The following is an 18386-nucleotide window of genomic DNA, read 5'->3' on the forward strand; positions in this document are numbered from 1 at the left end:
GCGTCAGCGAAGTCAGTTCCGACTCACCAAGCCTCTCATTCGCTCAAATCGCCACCATCCCCAACCGCGGTCGATGCCGTTGCCTCCTCGTTACTCCCTGGCGGTTCGACTGTCCCGACTACGTCCTCAACAACAGCACGTGCATCGAGGTCGCTGAGTTCTGCATCGGTACTCAACACAAGTCGGTGAGCGAGAATGGGCTTTGTGAGCAACTTGATATCGTCTGGAATCACGTAGTCTCGCCCATGGATGGCCGCTCGCGCCTTCCCTGCATTAAGGAACGCGAGCGATGCACGGGGTGAAGCGCCATGACGCGTGTCCGAACTCTCGCGCGTTGCGTCGATGATATCGAGGATGTACTCCTTCAGTTTTGGTGCGGCGTGCACGTCTTCGACAGCATCACGTGCAGAGCGAAGCTCGTCGGGGGTGACGACACGTTCGACGGCGTCCGGACCAAGGGTTGGCGCTGAGTCGAACACATCCAACAGCTCACGTTCTTCGTCACGCTCTGGGAGTGAGACATCCAGTTGGAACAAAAATCGGTCTCGTTGTGCTTCTGGCAGCTCGAAGGTACCTTCCATCTCAATTGGGTTCTGCGTCGCGACGACGACGAACGGATCTGGAAGACTGAGGGTCTGGCCCTCGATAGTCACTGTCCGTTCGGCCATCGCCTCGAGTAGTGCTGATTGCGTCTTCGGCGTGGCGCGGTTGATTTCGTCAGCGACAACTACGTTTGCGAACACCGGCCCCTTGCGCAGTTCGAACTCGCCGGTTTGCTCACGATAGACGGTCGTCCCGGTGACGTCGGCCGGAAGTACGTCTGGGGTCATCTGAACGCGGGTGTACTGGAGGCCGGTCGACCGCGCAAACAGATTGGCGATGGTGGTCTTGGCAACCCCTGGAACCCCTTCGAGGAGTACGTGTCCACGCGTCAGCAGTGCGATGGTGAGCCCTTCGACGATTGAGTCCTTGCCGATAAGGACTGTGCTCATCTCGTCGTGGAGAGCGCTGTAGAGAGATTCGGGGTCGCGCGCACTCATTTTACTGCCCTACCCGTTCGGGGTGTAAAAACGCTCTCACATCAAGCGTCATCTCACTGATGCCGGGAAGTCTCGGATTCATCGCCGCTATCATCCATCTCGGCTCCGTGATGGTCGCCTCGCCAGGGGTCGCGTGGGCCGTCTGAAGCCAACGCTTGTGCGACGCGGTTGATGCGGCGTTCGTCCCACTCTGGCCGTCGACGGCGAAGGGCAGCGGCAGCCGATGTGGCGTCGAGATGTGCGCTGATGTCCTCGTCGCCATCACCGAAACGAGTACGCAGTCGACGAATCGATGGGTGTTCACGGAGTGCCGGCCACTTCAGATAGACCGCGATACCCCACACCAACAGTAGCCCAACCCACAGTTGGACGAACACTGAGCTTCGGAGAGTCACCAACAGGAAGGCAAGCGGTGGCAGGCTCGCAGTGTGTGAGTAATCGAGTGCGACTCGGTCACTCCCGGAGATGAGTGCCTGGGCGAATCTACGGTTGTTCGGGCGGTCGAGCATTGCGTTGATGAGCGCACTTGAGTCACTCACGACCACGACTCGACCCTTCCCAACTGACTCGACTGTTGCCACCGGGCGAGTTGCCAGCGTCTCCGAATCGTCGAGTTGGTCGTTCTGGTTCGAATCCAGATATGCGAATTCGGAGGTAGAGATGAGCACACTCGCATTTTCAGGTCGAACCACGCTCCCATAGTTGAGCGTCAATCGCTCTACACCGCTCGTGAGGTTGGTCGCGTTTCCCGACCCTGCTGACTGATTCGAGCGCGTCGTCGTGTTGGTCACGTTCGTCGCGAGTGGAAGGGCGGGGCCGCGGAAATACCGATGTTCGTCACGAACTAGCTGTCCATCAACACGCGCCGATGCACCGACCGATGCGAGCAGGCTATTCGACCTGCTACTGTCGTCGGCAACGACAAGCGTGCCACCGCGATCGACGAATGAACGCACCTGTGCCGATTCGTTTGCTGTGTACGGTTCATCTGGCGCAAGAACGAACGCTACGCTCTGATTGGATAACGAATTGTACTCGCTCGTGCCCTGTATGTAGACTGCGTCCGTCCCCTCCCCCTCCGCAATACCTCGAAGAGAACTCCCACCATCCCAGGAAGGATTGAACGCTCCATATGCAGCTCCCGAAGTACTGGCACCAATGACGATTCCAAGTGCGACGACAGCGACGAGTGCCCACAGCGCGATTCGAGGCACATCTGTTCGCACGACTCAGAACACCCCCGGTGGAAGTATATCGAGGATGCGCTTGACTACGAGATAGGCGAATACGAGCAATCCTGCGGCGATGACCCACTTCAATCGAGAACGCCAGCGTGGCGTGACTGCAATCGGCGCGGTGAGTTCGACGAGAACGAGAAACGCGATGAGCGAGACGACGAAGACGAGTTCAAGCGTCAGGCTTCCAAGTGCTGCCAGTGCGATGATTGTCGCACACGTCGCCGCGAGATGGCCGAAGACGAACCGCTGGCGACGTTGCAGTCTCATCTATTCAGAGAACAACGACGTGGCCATACAAGTATTACGAGACACACGCCTCCTCTCTCGAATGGTGGGCTGAAAATATCCCTCCCGGTATTACAGGCTGTTTCCAACGGACCTATCCACGTGGTCGCTGAACGCACCGATAATGTGGCCATGGGGACACGCGGCACTCGGCTATCTTCTCTACAGGGTGGTACTGCCTAGTCGTGGCCGACCTTGGCCACCAAGTGATGGCACAGCGATTGCGCTGGCTGTCGGAACGCAGTTCCCAGACCTCATCGATAAGCCGTTGGCGTGGTCGTTTGGGCTCATCCCCTCCGGACGGTCGCTTGCTCACTCACTGGTACTCGCAACCATCGTCTGTCTGCTGGTCGTCACAATTGCACGCCGAAGCGGCCAGAGTAAGCCAGCATGGGCATTCGCGTTTGGATACTATGCTCATCTCCTCGGTGACGCACTGTTGCCCATCCTTCAACTGGACGCAGAGTTCCTTTCATTTCTTGCGTGGCCCCTCCTACCCCCACCTCCCTATGAGAGCGACTCGAGTTTTCTCGAACATATCCTCAACCTCAGCCCAACACCGTTCACACTGTTCGGACTCCTGTTGACCGTGTTTGCAATGGGAATTTGGATTTATGATGGCTACCCAGGTCTTCGGTGGCTAGGGACTGAGTCGGGGACACCTGTCAGCAACGACTGACGTGTGTTCACTCTCGGTGTAACGTCCCTGCTGAAAGCGTGTACTGCTCATCGAATGCACCACTGAGTCGGCTATCGTGGCTCACGACCACGAGAGCGGTGTCGAACGACTCTCGAACCGTGAACAGTGTCTCAAGAACGGCGTCCGTCGTCTCTGGGTCCAATTGACCGGTTGGTTCGTCGGCCAAAACAACGCTTGGGCGATTTGCTAATGAACGGGCGATAGCGACGCGCTGGCGCTCCCCTCCGGAGAGCGTCGGCGGTAGCCGGTCGGTGAGATCCGCGATGTCGAGTCGCTCGAAGAGGCTGTCGAGCCACTCCTCATCAACGGAGCCCGCATGTTCCTGCGGGACCCGAGCATTTTCGTAAGCGGTCAAGTCCTCTATGAGCTTGAAATCCTGAAAGACGAAACCGAGATGGTCGCGACGAATGGCTGCCCGCTTGCGCTCGGGAAGCGTCGACGTATCGGTCCCATTCACCAACAGCGTCCCTGAATCTGGTGTCGTGAGCAACCCGAGCACCGAGAAAAGTGTGGACTTTCCAGCGCCGCTTGTCCCTCTGATGAGGGTCTGAGCGTGCTTGGGTACCGAAACCGATAGTCCCGCGAAAACAGGGTCGTTTCCCCGAGAAATGGAGATATTGCGAGCGGCCAGTACCGAATCCTCGCTCATCGGGCGTTCCCCACAGGTGGTTGATTACAGGTTCCTGGCTCCCAGTGAAGGACGATTGACTCGGCAGCTCCCCCGGAGTACACGACATCGCCAGTCATGACCCATTGGTCGTATGCACCCGAAGAAATGCGGAGTGGTTCTGGGACTGCGGGTGCGCCAGTCGTCGTCCACGATTCACGACTCATTGTTGGGCACTGGGGTGGTCCCGATTCCCCCCGAAGCCACGCGTTCGCCGATATGTCCGAAACATCTTCCCCACGGTACTTGGTCGCGATGTGACTGAGATGGTCGTCGGATGCCCACCCACCATCCGTGTACTCGGCCCCGAACATCGCTGCCTCGAATTCAGATGGCTCTGTGACTGCTTCGAAGGGTTTCGTCTCTAAGCCGGAAAACGGGAATGGGGCAGACACGAGAATTGCGAGAACAACGACTACGACTGCAACTCGCCCAAGCGTTGGACGACGATGGACTAGCATCGCCAGCGTGACTGCCGTAATAACCAGAACACCAAGATGCATGAACGTCGTTGAGCGGGTGAGCAATGCTTGGTAGTCAGCTGTTCGGCCACCTGTCAGCGCAAACCCGAGCGCGGCGAGCGGTCCAACGGTAACTGCGAACATCGCGATACCGGACTTGGTGGTCACCAACGGAGTCCCGTAGGCCGCCACAATAAGGAGAGCGACGAGTGGAAGCGTGAATAGCAGCAATAGGGGCGACGTCGATGGCATTCCGGGGAAGACTGGAAGTGCCGCATTCAACACAAACACGAGCGAGCCGAGTCCGAATAACCCCACTGGAATGGCTCGCTGGGTGGGCGACCCTGCGATATCGAGCCATCGTGCGAGCATCGTTATGAGAATCGTCCATCCTATGAAGAGCCCCGGTGCTGCCGAGATGGTCGCCGAGTACGGCAACTCAACGAGTTCGTTGTACCCGAACGCGAGCAGCCAGAACCCCACGACGCCAAGCATGCCAATGAGCGCACGCCGAGCGGTGAATTCTCGGGTGACCACAATCGCTACGAGCGTAGTGAGAATGAGCCCGAGGATGAACGTACTTCCGTTGTGAACTGCTGGCATCAGACTGCTCAGGACAACGGCGAGAGCGAGCAATCGCCGGTCCTCGCGTGTGATGCCCCAGTGAAGTGCAAAGACGATGATGGCGACGAATGCGAGTCCATAGACTTCACTACTGATTGTTGCCGTCCGCCAGAGATAGAGGCCCTCTATTGAGAGCCCAATCCCTGCAAATGCAGCAGCACCTCGCTGGTACGTTCTTGGAAGTCCTCTTGTGAGCGAACGAGCGTATGAAACTGCGATAAGCGAAGGAATGATCGCCAGACACGCAATGAGAATCTGCACGAAATACAGCGGCTGTATCCCGACGACCTCGCTGGACATTGCGAGCAGCATGTCGAACAGATACTCATCAGGCGCTGGGGCGGTTGGTCCAACGAATGCGAGTCGATTCGCTTGCTGAATCTGCTCGGCACGACGCACGAATACGAAGGCGTCGGTATTGAACGGAAGCGGCGAGAGATGCCACGGCAAGAGTCGTGTGGCGATACCAACCGAAAGGACTGCCAGAATCAGCAACGGGTCTGCCCGCTGTTTCGAACTCATCGACTCCCTCCAAACAGGCGAGATGGGTCGACCACCGCGAATCGAATTGTTACGACGAGCGCACTGAACAGCGCCAACACGACTCCGCCCACCGTGATGAGTCCGAGAGTTCCGACTGGAAAGCTGGGAGCAAGTTGCACACCGAACACGGTGAGAGCGCCTACCCACGAGAGACATACTAACACGAGAATTGCGAGGGTGACACCTCCAATCCCCGCTGGAATCGCGATTCGAAGCGCATCTGCCCCCACCATCTTCCCTACTTGGATTGGATTTGCCCCCAGGGCGCGGTGTATACCGACGTCACGGCGGCGAGCTTGCACAGAATCAGAAAACGCCGCGATTGTGCTCCCCGCGGTCATCACGACGCCAAGTCCCAGGAGTGTCGCCAAGACAAGCCCGATGTTACCAAACGCTCGCGAGAGTAGCCCACTCGTCCCGGAACCCGCTGAGATTCGACCACTGGATGCGATTGCACTTGCAATCCGGTCGTCGCCGGTGACGCGATACTGACGCTCTACGGTTCGATTGTCGACTGTGACTCGGACTGTGTACGTTCCCGGTGGTCGACGCTCGAACGTCGCTGAGAGGCGACGCGACTCGCCGGGTCGAAGTCGGACCTGCTCGCTCAGTGTCGCTCCTGGTCCATCGATAGACACCTGCGAGGAGATATTCGATGCCCATGGATTCGAAATCGTCACACGGCCTCTCGGAGTGGTGAACACCCCCGTTTCGTTTGGGGTGGCGAGACTGACTGCTGGCGTTCTCGTGGTGTTGCTCCTCACCGATATCTGTCGTGTCACTGTTCGATTGTCTGCTTCTACACGAAGATCGTAGTCCCCTGATGCGGATGGGAGTCGAATCCGCCCATTCCCATTCTGGTTCGTCCCCACCGAGTTTGAGCCCACAGTCACAGTCGCATTTGGGACTGATTGACCAGCCATCGACCGAACCCGGACTTGTAACGACGCATTCGGTGGCCCGGTTCGTGGCACCTGTTTGAGCCTGAGCGCGTCTGGAGAAACCACCGTGACCGTCCGGGTCGTGTTCGCCACCTGGACGGTCTGTTCTCCGACTGACGAGGCATTGAATTGGACTGCCAGTATTTGTTGTTCATCTGCTGCGAGCGACACCTGCTTCGTTCTCCGTTGGCTGCCAAACTGCACTCGAACCTGCTCGCTTGCTTCCGTGGCACCGACGTTGCGGACCTGAATCCGGACCGTGGCTGTTTCTCCTCTGACGACTCGTTGTGGGGTATTGATGTCAAGCGGGATGATGCCATCGCTTACCGTCTTTGATCGAGCGCTAGCGAGCCTGATGATGTTCACATTCCCGTGTGAGGTCGTCGAAAGGTGCTGTGCAACCGGGATCGACACCAGTAGATGGTCGTCATTAGCTCCCTCTCCTGAGAAGGTCCCAACGATCTCGACTGTCACAATTCCCTCCGTCGTACTCCCTCCGAGAGCTATCTCGTCTCCAATCCCGAGTTCCAGCGTATTGGCCAGACTCGTCCCGATTACTGCTTCGTCCGTAGCGTTTGGTTCACGCCCGGCGACCAGCTCTGCATCCGTAACCGACTGATACGCATCGAACTCGACACCACGTGCGGGGAATGCATGGCCGTCGTGGACCTGGAAGAGTAGTATCTCGGGACTTGCTGCTGTTCCAGAGCGCTGTAACGCATCGGCGTATGTTTTGTCGACTTGGCTGGCGACTGGGTGGACCGCATTTGGAGCGACGATTGTCCCTCCCGACTGGTCGGCAGTACCACCAACAGCACCGACGACCCCTCCGAGCGAGACCGTCACCAGTACGAACGCAATAAACACAGCGAGCGTTGCTGTCGTCGGGACGACCGCACTACTCGGAAGGAACGACGGACTCCCCGGCCACCTGACCGAGAAAGTGCTCGGTGAATCGAGTGGTGCTCCACGCACGACTGGAATTGCAGCCAAGACCCCAGCCACAACGCCCACACAAACAAGCCCCCCGAGCATGCCAACGATAATCAGCGCAGTCTGGGTATCGATTCCCATTGGAAGCCCGACTGGCAACCCGAGTGTGACGGCGATATTGACGGCCGCATTCGGAATGATGACGCCGATCGAATAGCCCAGCGTCACGCCAACCAGTGTAAGCAACCCTGCCCGCGCTGCCATGAGCAAAAGTACTCGGCGAGGTGTGGCTCCTGTTGCTCTGAGCACCGTGAGCGTTTCTCGGCGCTCACGCACCGTCATCCGCGTGACACTGAAGATTATGACGCCGATGAGCACCGCAGCCCCACCACAGACGACGGTCAACAGCCCGAGAATCTGGCGTGTCCCAATCAGGAAGAACGCAAGCGCACCAACAAGCGGGGCCCCCGAGTCGGGGGTGGGCGAGGAGGACTCTCGGAGAACTAATCCCCGAGTGGGACCCAGTTCCCGTGCTGTTTGGGCATCCGAAATGAGCCACTCATCAGGAAACGGCGTCTCCGCTGCTTGAGCGTCGACCGACCGCTTCAGTGTTGCTTGCTCTCCCTCGATGAGCGCAGAACTCCCCGAAAGTGGCCCTGAAACCCCATCTGGTGTCGCAATCCCGTGGGCTCCGCCGTCGGGAATTCCAATGAGCGTGTACTGCTCCCCATCAACTTCGACAGTGCTCAGTGGGAGGACAGTACCATCAACACCGTCTGCAGGCATCTCCGTGAGTTCGACCGCCGTTTCTGTCCCGAACTCGCTCGCTATTGCCGTTGTCTGGCCGGCGATTGCCAGCAGGACAACGACAGCGCCAACGAGGAAGGCAGCAGTGACCGCAACAACAACGATAGCGAGGCGGTCTCGGCCAGACCACCGCGTGAGTAACGCACGCTGGTAACTCACCGAGACCAAACCTCCATTGGTCGATTCTGTCTTGGAGGACGGATATATCTGTGTTGTTGAAGAGATACCGCGGAAAATTGACGACCAATCTCAGCACTACTGCCGCGCAACACCCCTCAGAACTCCACCTTCTCAGAACATACTTCCTCAAAAGTTATCATCTCAACTAAGTCTATTGGTAAAATAATGATATTCTAATAAGATATTTCAATGGCCATCCCGGATTCGCTTCTGAATGAATAGTAGTGCGAGAATGCGAGGGGAAAGTGGCTATGTTGTATTCGGCGAGGGAAGGGACTAATGTGCGGGATTACGGCATGTGTCGGTGCAGACAGTGCTGTTGATGGGTTGCTCTCCGGGCTCAGTAGTCTCGAGTATCGAGGATACGACTCAGCCGGTATTGCTGTGGCTGGTGAGAACGAGTTTGGCGTCGTCAAGCGGGAGGGGGAGCTTTCCGAACTGCGCCGAGCACTTGGAACCGACCGGCCCGAGGGGACGATTGGCATCGGCCACACGCGGTGGAGTACGCACGGGCCACCATCGGACGAGAACGCTCACCCACATCAGGACTGTTCGGGCCGCGTTGCCGTCGTCCACAACGGTATCATCGACAACTACGACCACCTCCGGACGCAGCTAGAAGCAACCGGCCATCGCTTCGAGAGTGAGACAGATACCGAGGTCGTCCCACATCTCATCGAAGCAGAACTCGCTGAGGGCGCAGACCCAGAAGCAGCGTTCCGTAGTGCGGTCGCACAACTCTCCGGGAGCTACGCCATTGCGTGTCTCATCGATGGCGACGAGACAGTCTACGCCGCTCGACAGGGCTCACCGCTCGTTCTTGGTGAGGCCGACGACCAGTATTTCCTTGCGAGTGACGTCCCCGCCTTCCGAGAGTACACTGACCAGGTCGTTTACCTCGAGGACGGCGACATCGTGACCGTCGATACAGAGGGCTACGAAATCACCGACCTCGCTGGCGTCCCGCTCGCACGAGACGTCGATACGGTCGAGTGGGAGCCAGAAGCCGCGGGAAAGGCTGGTTACCCGCACTTCATGCTCAAGGAAATCTACGAGCAGCCAGAATCACTTCGCCAGACCATCCACGGGCGTGTCGATTCGATCAACAGCACCATCGAACTCGAGGACTTTGAGGATGGTGCGTTCACCGATGTCGACCACGTTCAGTTCGTGTCGATGGGGACGTCCAATCACGCAGCGATGTATGCCGCAGCGCATCTCACCGAGCTCGGCATTCCTGCTGATGCATACATGGCCGGCGAGTATGCTGAAGCGCCGCGACCAACGACGGAAAATTCACTCGTCATCGCGGTCACCCAATCAGGCGAAACTGCGGATACACTCAATGCGATTCGTCGAGCGAACAACGCTGGCGCTCGCACCCTTGCAGTCACGAACACCGTTGGGTCGTCTGTCACACGAGAATGCGATGAGTCGCTGTTCATCCGCGCCGGCCCCGAAATTGGCGTCGCGGCATCGAAGACGTTCACCTCGCAGGTCATCGCACTGACGCTCCTGAGCGAGTGTATTGCTGAAGACGTAAATGAAACGACGAACCCCGGACGCCGAGCGATGCTTGGTGAACTCGCCGACCTCCCGGGTGACATCCAGCAGGTGCTCGATGAGACGCCGGCTGAAGAGATTGCAGACGCGCTGTTCGGCTGTAAGTCGTATTTCTTCCTTGGACGAGGCTCAGCACGCGCAGCCGCGCTCGAAGGCGCACTGAAGCTCAAGGAGATTTCCTATGAGCATGCCGAGGGATTCGCGGCCTCGGAACTGAAACACGGGCCACTCGCACTCGTCACTGAGGAGACGCCGGTATTCGGTGTCATCACTGGTGAGGATGACCTCAAGACAGTCAGCAATCTCAAAGAAGTCCAGGCCCGCGGCGCACCAGTGATTGTCGTCGCACCAGCATCACTCGAACGAGACCTGGAGTTCGCGGATTACTTCCTCCCAATCCCGGAGACGCATTCGAGCATCGCGGGTGTCCTCGCGAACATTCAACTGCAACTCGTCTCCTACCATATCGCAGATCAGCTTGGACGGCCTATCGACAAGCCGCGCAACCTCGCGAAGTCCGTCACTGTCGAGTAACGGGTAATCTGTCGAACGCGAGTTCACCGTCTCTCTACGACTGAGGGAGTCTGAATCTACTCCACTTCTCTATCGCACATTGCGTGCCTATATCTGCCACTGCATAATCTGTAATGAAAACTTGCGAAGGTATTTGCATACCGAACTATGGACGTTCAGGCATGGATGCAATTGTTCTCGCTGGCGGGTTCGCCACCCGACTCTGGCCAATCACGCGTAACCGTCCAAAGATGCTACTTCCAGTCGGCGACACGACAGTCATCGACACCCTGCTGGAAGACTTCGAAGATGATGACCGCGTGGAGGACGTTTATGTGAGTACAAACGAGGCGTTCGCTGATACGTTCGCTGAACACCTCGAAGAGAGCTCGTTCGAGAAGCCGATTCTCTCGATTGAAGATACGAGCGAGGAAGACGAGAAGTTCGGCGTCGTTGGCGCACTCGCCCAGCTCGTTGACCGCGAGAGCCTTGACGATGACCTGTTGGTCGTCGCTGGCGACAACCTCGTTGGTTTCGACCTGAGTGAGTTCGTGGACTTCTTCGAGCAGGAAGGCACGCCATCGATTGCAGCCTACGACGTCGGCTCTCGCGAGAAGGCGAAATCGTACGGTCTCGTCGAACTCGACGGCAAGCAGGTCGTCGACTTCCAGGAGAAACCAGACAACCCGAAAAGTACGCTCGTCTCGATTGCTTGCTATGCATTCCCGAAGGATGTCGTCTCTGAGTTCGAGACGTATCTCGCAGACGATGGCAACCCAGACGAGCCCGGTTGGTTCATCCAGTGGCTCCAATCCCAACAAACCGTCAACGCGTTCTCGTTCGATGAGGCGTGGTTCGACATCGGCTCTGCAGAAGGCTATCTCGATGCAGTCGCGTGGACACTGGGTGGTGAGAACCAAATCGCGGAGAGCGCTGTCATCGAAGATTCAGAGCTGGACGACGTCTGCGTCATGCCTGGCGCAGAAGTCCGTGACAGCGTGCTTGAGCGCGCTGTCATCTTCCCAGAGTCGACAGTCGAGAATGCAGTGTTGACGCGCACGGTCGTCGACCGCGAAGCCTCCGTCTTGGGAACCATTCTTGCAGACTCGACTGTGGGGGCCCACTGCGATATCGAAGCAAGTCCAGTTGGACAGCGGGAATTCGAAGAGCGGGTCATCCAAATCGAAGAGCGGCCACTTCAGTCGGACTAAACCGCTCTCTCTGGCCAGCATAAGCTTCTGATGTGTTCTCTTGGACGGCCTTTTGAGTTGTATGCGATTCCACGACGCGGCATACTGAGAGAGCGAGTCGTTCTGCAGGAGTTGTTTACTGTGGAGGCTGAGCCATATACTGCGAACAGACCTGCTTGACGCCTTCCTCAAGCGAAATCTGAGGCTCCCAGCCGGTCTCCTCGTGCATCTTCGAGCAATCAGCCATCGTGTCATAAACGTAGACGCTCTCAGGAATCGGGTTCTCGATGTACTCCGGTTCGATATCCGTCCCGAGTTCACCGTTGAGCATCTCGACCAACTCATTGAACGACGTCGCCTCACCCGTCCCGAGATTGTACGTCCCCGTCAGCTCATGCTCGGCCGCTGCGACGAGCCCACGGACGATGTCATTGACGTGAGTGAAATCTCGCGTCTGGGTGCCATCGTCGAACAGGACTGGTGCATCGCCGTCTGCAAGATCATCAGCAAACTGCGCAATCACGTTCGCGAACTCGCCTTTGTGCTCTTCAGAGCCACCGTAGCCCTGATACACCGAGAAAAAGCGCATCCCTGCCATGTTCAACCCGTAGTGGTTCGCGAGATACTCCGCATAGTTCTCACGAGCCATCTTCGAGGCTTCATAGCCCGTGTTCACAGTGACGTCCATACCCTCTGGAGAGGGCTCGGTTTGACTGCCGTAGATCGAAGAGGTCGAGGCGTAGACGACCGTGTCACAGCCATCGTCCATCGCCTGCTCGACGGTGTTGATGAACCCGAGGACGTTCACCTTCGCACCCTTCATGCGCTCTTCTTCGTGCATCTTGTAAGAAGACAGCGCAGCAAGGTGAAACACCACGTCAACGTCGGTCGGGAGGTCATCGTCGAGGACGCTCACTTCGTGAAACTCGACATCGTCAGTGAGGTTCTCTTCAGTCCCGAGATATCCGTCATCGACGGCGACAACCTCGTTGTCTTCAGCGAGTGCATTGGCCAGATTTGACCCGATGAAGCCTGCCCCACCTGTCACAAGAATCCGCTTTCCGGTAAGGTTCATACTGCTGTTCAATAGCTACGACATATGTGCGTTGCGGTATGCGTAGCTTGAAATTCACTAACCTACGAGTCAGCAATCCTAACAGCAGTACTACAATTCATCCGCGATACACACTGCTGATTCGGCTGCTGAGTCGGTCGAGAACGGCGTGGACACCAATACTCACCTATGCAATCGAACTCGCCGTATGTCCCATTTCAGAATTCGAAGCGAGAACACCAACCCGCGGTCTGCGACAAAACACAACTTGGATGTGTATTAATCGATGACATTCACCAATGAAAGCAGTCGTACTCGCTGCAGGGAAGGGGACGCGACTTCGCCCGCTCACTGACGACAAACCGAAGGGGATGGTCGAAGTCGACGGTAAACCAATTCTCACGCACTGTTTCGACCAACTCATCGATCTCGACGCCGAGGAACTGGTCGTTGTCGTGGGCTATCTCAAGGAGAAGATTATCGACCACTACGGCGATTCATTTGAGGGCGTCCCAATCACCTACGTCGAGCAAGTTACCCAGGAGGGACTGGCTCACGCCCTCCTGAACGTCGAAGAACACATCGATGATGACTTCATGCTCTTGCTGGGGGACAACATCTTCAACGCTAATCTGGCGGACGTGGTTCGACGCCAGCAAGAAGACCGTGCAGATGCTGCTTTCCTCGTCGAGGAAGTCCCCTACGAAGAGGCCTCCCGATACGGGGTGTGTGACACCAACGACTACGGCGAAATCACGGACGTTATCGAGAAACCCGAAGACCCGCCGACGAACCTCGTGATGACGGGCTTCTATACGTTCAGCCCCGCAATCTTTCACGCCTGTCACCTCGTCCAACCCTCGAACCGTGGCGAATACGAGATCAGCGAGGCGATCGACCTGCTCATCCGCTCGGGACGAACTATCGACGCGATTGGACTCGATGGCTGGCGGATGGACATCGGCTATCCAGAAGATCGAGATGAAGCCGAGCGTCGGATGAACGAGGAATCGGAGCTTACGGTCTGAAGCTCATCTCTGGTTTTCCCTGACGGGGACTACTCACCGTCAAACGTGACCTCACCAACGGTGAAAATTGCGAGTTGAGGGTGTCCAAACGGATTACTTCCCCTCTGAGTTCGCTATACAACGTCCTACCCCCCACCACGTCCGGATAATCTGGTGTAAAAAACAGCGACACTATCGAATCCACCCCCCACCGCGTCCGCATAATCCATCAGAGAGTAAACCGGGTGTCAAACAGCTCCAGCCTTGTGCGCAGTTCCCACCGATTCCGCTCGGCTCATTCCCCACTGTGTCCGCATAATCCCCCGACTATCCCACTGACAATTGACAAAACTCGGTCGCAGAGTGGGGATTCTACCTCTCCATACTCGCGAATGAAGACACAGAAGACATTCCGGACACGGGGGTTTTATATAATGGCCACCCTTCGAAACAGCTAGATATGGATGACGACGGGGAGACTTCTGAGAACCCGTATGAGACTTCTGTAGATATATTCCAAGACGAAAAAGTCCTCAAAGAAGATTGGAAGCCGGAAAAACTTCCTGAACGAGAAGCAGATCTAGAGGAGATTCGTGATGCACTCAAACCAGCCACGAGAGGGGTCAATGCACACAACCTGTTTGTGTACGGTAAGACTGGTCAAGGCAAAACGGTCGCAATTGATCACGAGATAGATTTGCTCCAAGACTACGCTCAAGGTAAAGACGATCTCAACGTGAGCGTGGTAAAGACTAGCGCACATAATCAAACCACGAGCTACCAGCTTTGTGCGCACTTAGTCAAAGAGATGCGAGGAGCGAGCAAGAAGCCAAGTGGGATTGACCAACAGTCGATGTTTGATTTGCTGTACGAGGAAATCAGTCAACTTGAGACGACTGTTATCTTCGTGATTGATGAAATCGATACAATTGGCAGCGATGACGAGTTGCTGTACGAAATCCCACGGGCTCGAAAAAACGACAAAGTAGAGGATCAATGGGTGAGCGTTGTTGGAATAAGCAACGACCTTCAATTCCGTGATAATCTCTCGCCCAAGGCCAAGGACTCTTTGTACGATGTTGAGATTGAGTTTGCTCCGTATGAAGGCCCCCAGCTCACCTCTATTCTTGAGCGACGGGCCGATCGAGCGTTCGTGAGTGGTGTCCTTGATGAAGGAGTCATCTCTCTCTGTGCAGCGATTGCTGCCGGAGACGAAGGCAGTGCTCGGCAAGCTATTCGGCTGCTATACAAAGCAGGTGAACTAGCACTAAACCGAGATCAAAAACAAGTCAGTGAACGGCTTGTGTATGAGGCTCGTGACATCCTTCAGCGGAAGAGGATTGAAGAAGGAATGCGACGTCTGACGACACAAGACCAGTTCGCTCTCTTGTCTGTAGTCGCGTTGGAAGTGCATGGGAATACTCCCGCACGAACACGCGAGGTCTACAAAAAATACAAATCGATAGTTGCTCAGCTTGATGGAAATCAGTTAGTTGAGCGGCGTGTGCGCGACCACTTGCAAAGTCTCGGTATGCAAGGGTTCGTATTCGCAGAAACCAGGAATACTGGGATACAGGGCGGTGCGCATTATAGATTCGAACTTAATACTGACTTGGAGGCGACATTAGAGATACTTGGTGAGGACAATCAACTGTCAACTGTTGTTACGAAACTAGACCAAATCGCGTCCAGAAAATCGAATATATAAGGAATGCTGTTCTCCTCTGTATTCGCGTGTAGGGCACTGTTGCGGCCAAATTATGCGGACGCAGTGGGGGGTCTATCAGATACCGTAACCAGTGATAGATGACCTCCGAAAGGCCACCGAATCATCTGTCTGGGGAGTGTTTGGGAACCCCCAACGAACGGTCGGCCAAGAATTATGCGGACATGGTGGGGGGTGACCAATCCTTCCACCGACTAGCCACTGAATGGCAGTGAGGTTTCAACACTCTAATGTCACGCCATGGCTGCGCTCTATTCCGGTTCTCTCCGAATCAGATGGGGTGGTTTATCCGGACATGGTGGGGGGTGTCCCCCATGTCGACTCATATCCTCTTTAACGCACAACAAGGGAGTACTGGTGTTCCCATCTCCATGTATAACTCCGGAAATGTGGTGTGTGCCGCCCCGGCTGACGAACTACAATCTCCCACTGACACACAGCGGTTTTCCTGAGCTTTCCATTCTTAGATTGATATGGACGAACGCTCCTTTAAGCAGTAGAGAATCTGAAAGGCTGTTTGGTGTCTTCCCCTCTCTTCTAAGCATATCGTACGAGGAAACGCTCCGGAAACGGTGGGGTGCGTGTGAGTTAATGAAACATCTTCAATCCCTCTGAAACGGCGGTTCACGTATGATTGAGGGGCCCCGATTAGGGCTGGTTTTCACTCACAACGTGGGGTGGGGGTGTCCAAACCAAGATAGCTTTCACTCATAATTGGGGGGTGTCCGTATCTCACAGAACGGCGAATCAGATTTGCTGTGTCTTCCACCAACTCTGAAACAAGCCTACCCCCTTTCTGTGTGGTTGAACTCCGGAACTCCGCTGTGTGATGCAAGCGAATGCAGCAGTCTCCCTAAAAGTGATTCTCCTCCGCTCTGGTCACAGGGCCTACTACTCAATTCGCGCTTGTGTATCTCACCTCCACTGCGACCCCAGTAGCACAATCACCGATTTCGGTGATTGCTGACTCAACCACCATTACCGAATCCACTGACCACCCACCTTACAAAATTGAACCCACTGCTGTTGCCGAACTGCTGATATCAATACGAAGAGCGCCTCTATTGGCATTTTGACAAAGGTTCAAATACACTCTCTCGAACTCCCGAGCGATGGCACACATCCCAAACCCGGATGATACTGGCACCGACCGGGAACTCCTCTCGCTTCTGGAGAGCGGTCTCGACGGACGCTTCGAGAAAGCACGCTCGAAAGCACTCGAAACGCTCGAGCAGAAAGACGTCCTCGCGTTCTGGCTACAGGCAACCGGCGATGGAACAGCGCTTGATTCGACTCCAAGTGAGGTGACCAGTCCGAACACGACACCACAGATCACCTATCTCGCTGGCTTCGATGACGACCTCGAGTATCCACAGGTCACCCAACTCACTCGGCAACTGTTTGGTCACCATCTGGGCGTTCTCACAGACGGTCGCCCCGCCGACATCTCAAACCAAGCAGCGCTGAACCAGCTTGGCGCAGACACCCCTCAACTTGCTCGTTGGCTATCGAACGCATCGAACGCAGACCCAGTCGATTACCCGATTCCTGGCTCGCTGTCGACTCGATTAGAACAAGCAGGGGCTATGCTTTCAGATTCTGACCTCACAGTGTTCTGGCTACAGGTACTCACGAGCGACGGGACGATACGCCACACTGTCAGCACCAACAATGGTGACCAGCCATACCCACAGGAAGACATCCAGTCAACTGTCGAAGCCCCGGTTGCCTACGTTATGGGTGTCCCAGATGACTTGTCGAAGACTACGCATGCGACGATTCTTTCGTACCTGTTCGCTCAACACGCCCTCGTTGGCGCTAACACTGCCGATGTCGACCTTGAGACGTTCTGTGAGGAATCGGTCTCGATGGCACTCGATGCGGGGTATCACGAAGAGACGATGAGCGACATATAGACCTCGCTCTCCCACCCCACCGTTTCCGGAGTAACCGCCCTGTAGAACGTCTCAGGGGCGGCTAAACAACCGATGCAGATTTGAGGGCTATTCAATCGAGCCGGTTCCTTGTCGCTCACCATTTGAAAGACTGGGGCGCACGTGAGGTTACCTCCAGAGTCGACTCACCCAGCCGGTTTGGTGAGCACCTGGGACTATTGCGACCTGCAGCGATACGTTGCTCATGTTCAACTTCGGATTGTATCACTGGCGGCGCCGGCTTCGACGGCTGCTCACCGGTCTTCTCGCTATCGGGGCTGGATTTGCTCTTCGACGACTGGCCAGGCGACGACGGCTCTGCGATCTCATCTCCCTCCTACTCGTTGGCTGGGGCACCCGCACCACTGCCCAGACGCTCCGGAAGGTGCTCTCATCACCACCGTGGCACCTCGACCGTGAGAAATACGATGCACTCGCGGCGATGCTCCCTCTCGAATCGGCCGAGACAGTCCTCGATGTGGGCTCTGGAACCGGGCGGTCGGTGGTCGGGCTCGCACCAACTATCGACCCTGGGACGCGTGTCATCGCATTCGACGTCTTCGATGACCGCATCATCCTCGGAAACGGGCCGGGGCTCGTTCGCCGAAACGCCGCTCAGGCTGGTCTCGATGTTGACCCGGTTCGAGGTGATGCGCCACACCTCCCGTTTGCGACGGACTCGGTGGACGTCCTGACGTTCTCGCGAGTGCTCCATGACCTTTCGAAGGCTGAGGCGCAGGCTGCACTCACTGATGCCAGACGAGTCTGTGACCGGGACGGGACGGTCGGTGTTCTCGAACTCCCATTCCCACACGATGAGGGCGTCTCACCAGCGCGATACTGGTACGACCTGCTCGTCGATGCCGGCTTCACCGTCACGGACCAACGGTCACTCGACGAGTCGTATTTCCTCTACGCGGCAACACCCAACCCGCCGAGTAGAAACCCACGCTGAACGCACACCGTGTAGCCAACGGCTG

14 protein-coding genes are annotated in these 18386 nt (G+C 56.5%); 7 read left to right on the forward strand and 7 right to left on the reverse strand.

The features are described from left to right. Positions 1-35: 35 nt before the first annotated feature. From M1L36_RS12610 to M1L36_RS12620, 3 genes are read right to left on the reverse strand one after another with little or no spacing between them, the layout of a single operon-like run. A complete protein-coding gene (locus M1L36_RS12610; RefSeq protein ID WP_250874105.1) occupies positions 36-1040 on the reverse strand; it encodes an AAA family ATPase in 1005 nt (334 codons plus the stop codon). 53 nt (positions 1041-1093) lie between these two features. Further along, a complete protein-coding gene (locus M1L36_RS12615) occupies positions 1094-2254 on the reverse strand; it encodes a DUF4350 domain-containing protein (RefSeq protein WP_250874106.1) in 1161 nt (386 codons plus the stop codon). Between the two features lie 15 nt (positions 2255-2269). Next, entirely contained in the window at positions 2270-2545 is a 276-nt protein-coding gene (locus M1L36_RS12620; RefSeq protein ID WP_250874107.1) for a DUF8044 family membrane protein, read from the reverse strand. 142 nt (positions 2546-2687) lie between these two features. On the opposite strand from M1L36_RS12620, the gene M1L36_RS12625 reads away from it, so the two are divergent. Then, positions 2688-3242 (forward strand): metal-dependent hydrolase, encoded by a 555-nt coding sequence (locus M1L36_RS12625; protein ID WP_250874108.1) that lies wholly within the window; start codon positions 2688-2690, stop codon positions 3240-3242. A 7-nt stretch (positions 3243-3249) separates the two neighbouring features. Here M1L36_RS12625 and M1L36_RS12630 read toward each other — a convergent pair whose 3' ends face one another. Genes M1L36_RS12630 through M1L36_RS21615 form a run of 3 tightly spaced genes read right to left on the reverse strand, consistent with a single transcriptional unit; the run spans position 3250 to position 8398 of the window. Then, the gene (locus tag M1L36_RS12630; protein WP_250874109.1) at positions 3250-3912 is read right to left on the reverse strand and encodes an ABC transporter ATP-binding protein; all 663 of its coding nucleotides are present in this window, start codon (positions 3910-3912) and stop codon (positions 3250-3252) included. Then, positions 3909-5537 (reverse strand): hypothetical protein, encoded by a 1629-nt coding sequence (locus M1L36_RS12635; protein ID WP_250874110.1) that lies wholly within the window; start codon positions 5535-5537, stop codon positions 3909-3911. Before M1L36_RS12635 ends, M1L36_RS12630 begins: the two co-directional genes overlap by 4 nt. Continuing rightward, positions 5534-8398, reverse strand: coding sequence for an FtsX-like permease family protein (locus tag M1L36_RS21615; RefSeq protein WP_250874111.1), 2865 nt, complete (start codon positions 8396-8398; stop codon positions 5534-5536). Before M1L36_RS21615 ends, M1L36_RS12635 begins: the two co-directional genes overlap by 4 nt. A gap of 300 nt (positions 8399-8698) precedes the next feature. Between M1L36_RS21615 and glmS the strand changes: the two genes are divergently transcribed. Together glmS and M1L36_RS12650 are read left to right on the forward strand one after the other, a co-directional pair. After that, positions 8699-10516, forward strand: a complete 1818-nt coding sequence (glmS, locus tag M1L36_RS12645; RefSeq protein WP_250874112.1) for a glutamine--fructose-6-phosphate transaminase (isomerizing) — start codon at positions 8699-8701, stop codon at positions 10514-10516. A gap of 161 nt (positions 10517-10677) precedes the next feature. After that, positions 10678-11706, forward strand: coding sequence for a nucleotidyltransferase family protein (locus M1L36_RS12650; protein WP_250874113.1), 1029 nt, complete (start codon positions 10678-10680; stop codon positions 11704-11706). 115 nt (positions 11707-11821) lie between these two features. On the opposite strand, the gene M1L36_RS12655 is transcribed toward M1L36_RS12650, so the two are convergent. Continuing rightward, positions 11822-12760, reverse strand: coding sequence for an NAD-dependent epimerase/dehydratase family protein (locus tag M1L36_RS12655; RefSeq protein ID WP_250874114.1), 939 nt, complete (start codon positions 12758-12760; stop codon positions 11822-11824). Between the two features lie 278 nt (positions 12761-13038). Here M1L36_RS12655 and aglF point away from each other — a divergent pair, with 278 nt between their 5' ends. The 4 genes from aglF (at position 13039) to M1L36_RS12675 (ending at position 18361) form a co-directional block, all read left to right on the forward strand. After that, positions 13039-13767 (forward strand): UTP--glucose-1-phosphate uridylyltransferase AglF, encoded by a 729-nt coding sequence (aglF, locus tag M1L36_RS12660; RefSeq protein ID WP_250874115.1) that lies wholly within the window; start codon positions 13039-13041, stop codon positions 13765-13767. A gap of 439 nt (positions 13768-14206) precedes the next feature. After that, entirely contained in the window at positions 14207-15454 is a 1248-nt protein-coding gene (locus M1L36_RS12665; RefSeq protein ID WP_250874116.1) for a Cdc6/Cdc18 family protein, read from the forward strand. Positions 15455-16584: 1130 nt separating this feature from the next. Further along, on the forward strand, positions 16585-17388 hold the full coding sequence (locus tag M1L36_RS12670) for a hypothetical protein (RefSeq protein WP_250874117.1): 804 nt from the start codon (positions 16585-16587) through the stop codon (positions 17386-17388). A 223-nt stretch (positions 17389-17611) separates the two neighbouring features. Further along, entirely contained in the window at positions 17612-18361 is a 750-nt protein-coding gene (locus tag M1L36_RS12675) for a class I SAM-dependent methyltransferase (protein ID WP_250874118.1), read from the forward strand. Positions 18362-18386: the final 25 nt, after the last annotated feature.

The sequence above is a fragment of the Halomarina rubra genome (assembly GCF_023699475.1).
Classification (GTDB): domain Archaea; phylum Halobacteriota; class Halobacteria; order Halobacteriales; family Haloarculaceae; genus Halomarina; species Halomarina rubra.

Bases quoted from the DNA above. Each gene is read 5' to 3' on its own strand.
- M1L36_RS12630 (WP_250874109.1), bottom strand. From the start codon at position 3,912: ATGAGCGAGGATTCGGTACTGGCCGCTCGCAATATCTCCATTTCTCGG.
- M1L36_RS12670 (WP_250874117.1), top strand. From the start codon at position 16,585: ATGGCACACATCCCAAACCCGGATGATACTGGCACCGACCGGGAACTC.
- M1L36_RS12625 (WP_250874108.1), top strand. From the start codon at position 2,688: ATGTGGCCATGGGGACACGCGGCACTCGGCTATCTTCTCTACAGGGTG.
- M1L36_RS12635 (WP_250874110.1), bottom strand. From the start codon at position 5,537: ATGAGTTCGAAACAGCGGGCAGACCCGTTGCTGATTCTGGCAGTCCTT.
- M1L36_RS12620 (WP_250874107.1), bottom strand. From the start codon at position 2,545: ATGAGACTGCAACGTCGCCAGCGGTTCGTCTTCGGCCATCTCGCGGCG.
- aglF (WP_250874115.1), top strand. From the start codon at position 13,039: ATGAAAGCAGTCGTACTCGCTGCAGGGAAGGGGACGCGACTTCGCCCG.
- glmS (WP_250874112.1), top strand. From the start codon at position 8,699: ATGTGCGGGATTACGGCATGTGTCGGTGCAGACAGTGCTGTTGATGGG.
- M1L36_RS12665 (WP_250874116.1), top strand. From the start codon at position 14,207: ATGGATGACGACGGGGAGACTTCTGAGAACCCGTATGAGACTTCTGTA.
- M1L36_RS12650 (WP_250874113.1), top strand. From the start codon at position 10,678: ATGGATGCAATTGTTCTCGCTGGCGGGTTCGCCACCCGACTCTGGCCA.
- M1L36_RS12610 (WP_250874105.1), bottom strand. From the start codon at position 1,040: ATGAGTGCGCGCGACCCCGAATCTCTCTACAGCGCTCTCCACGACGAG.
- M1L36_RS12655 (WP_250874114.1), bottom strand. From the start codon at position 12,760: ATGAACCTTACCGGAAAGCGGATTCTTGTGACAGGTGGGGCAGGCTTC.
- M1L36_RS12675 (WP_250874118.1), top strand. From the start codon at position 17,612: ATGTTCAACTTCGGATTGTATCACTGGCGGCGCCGGCTTCGACGGCTG.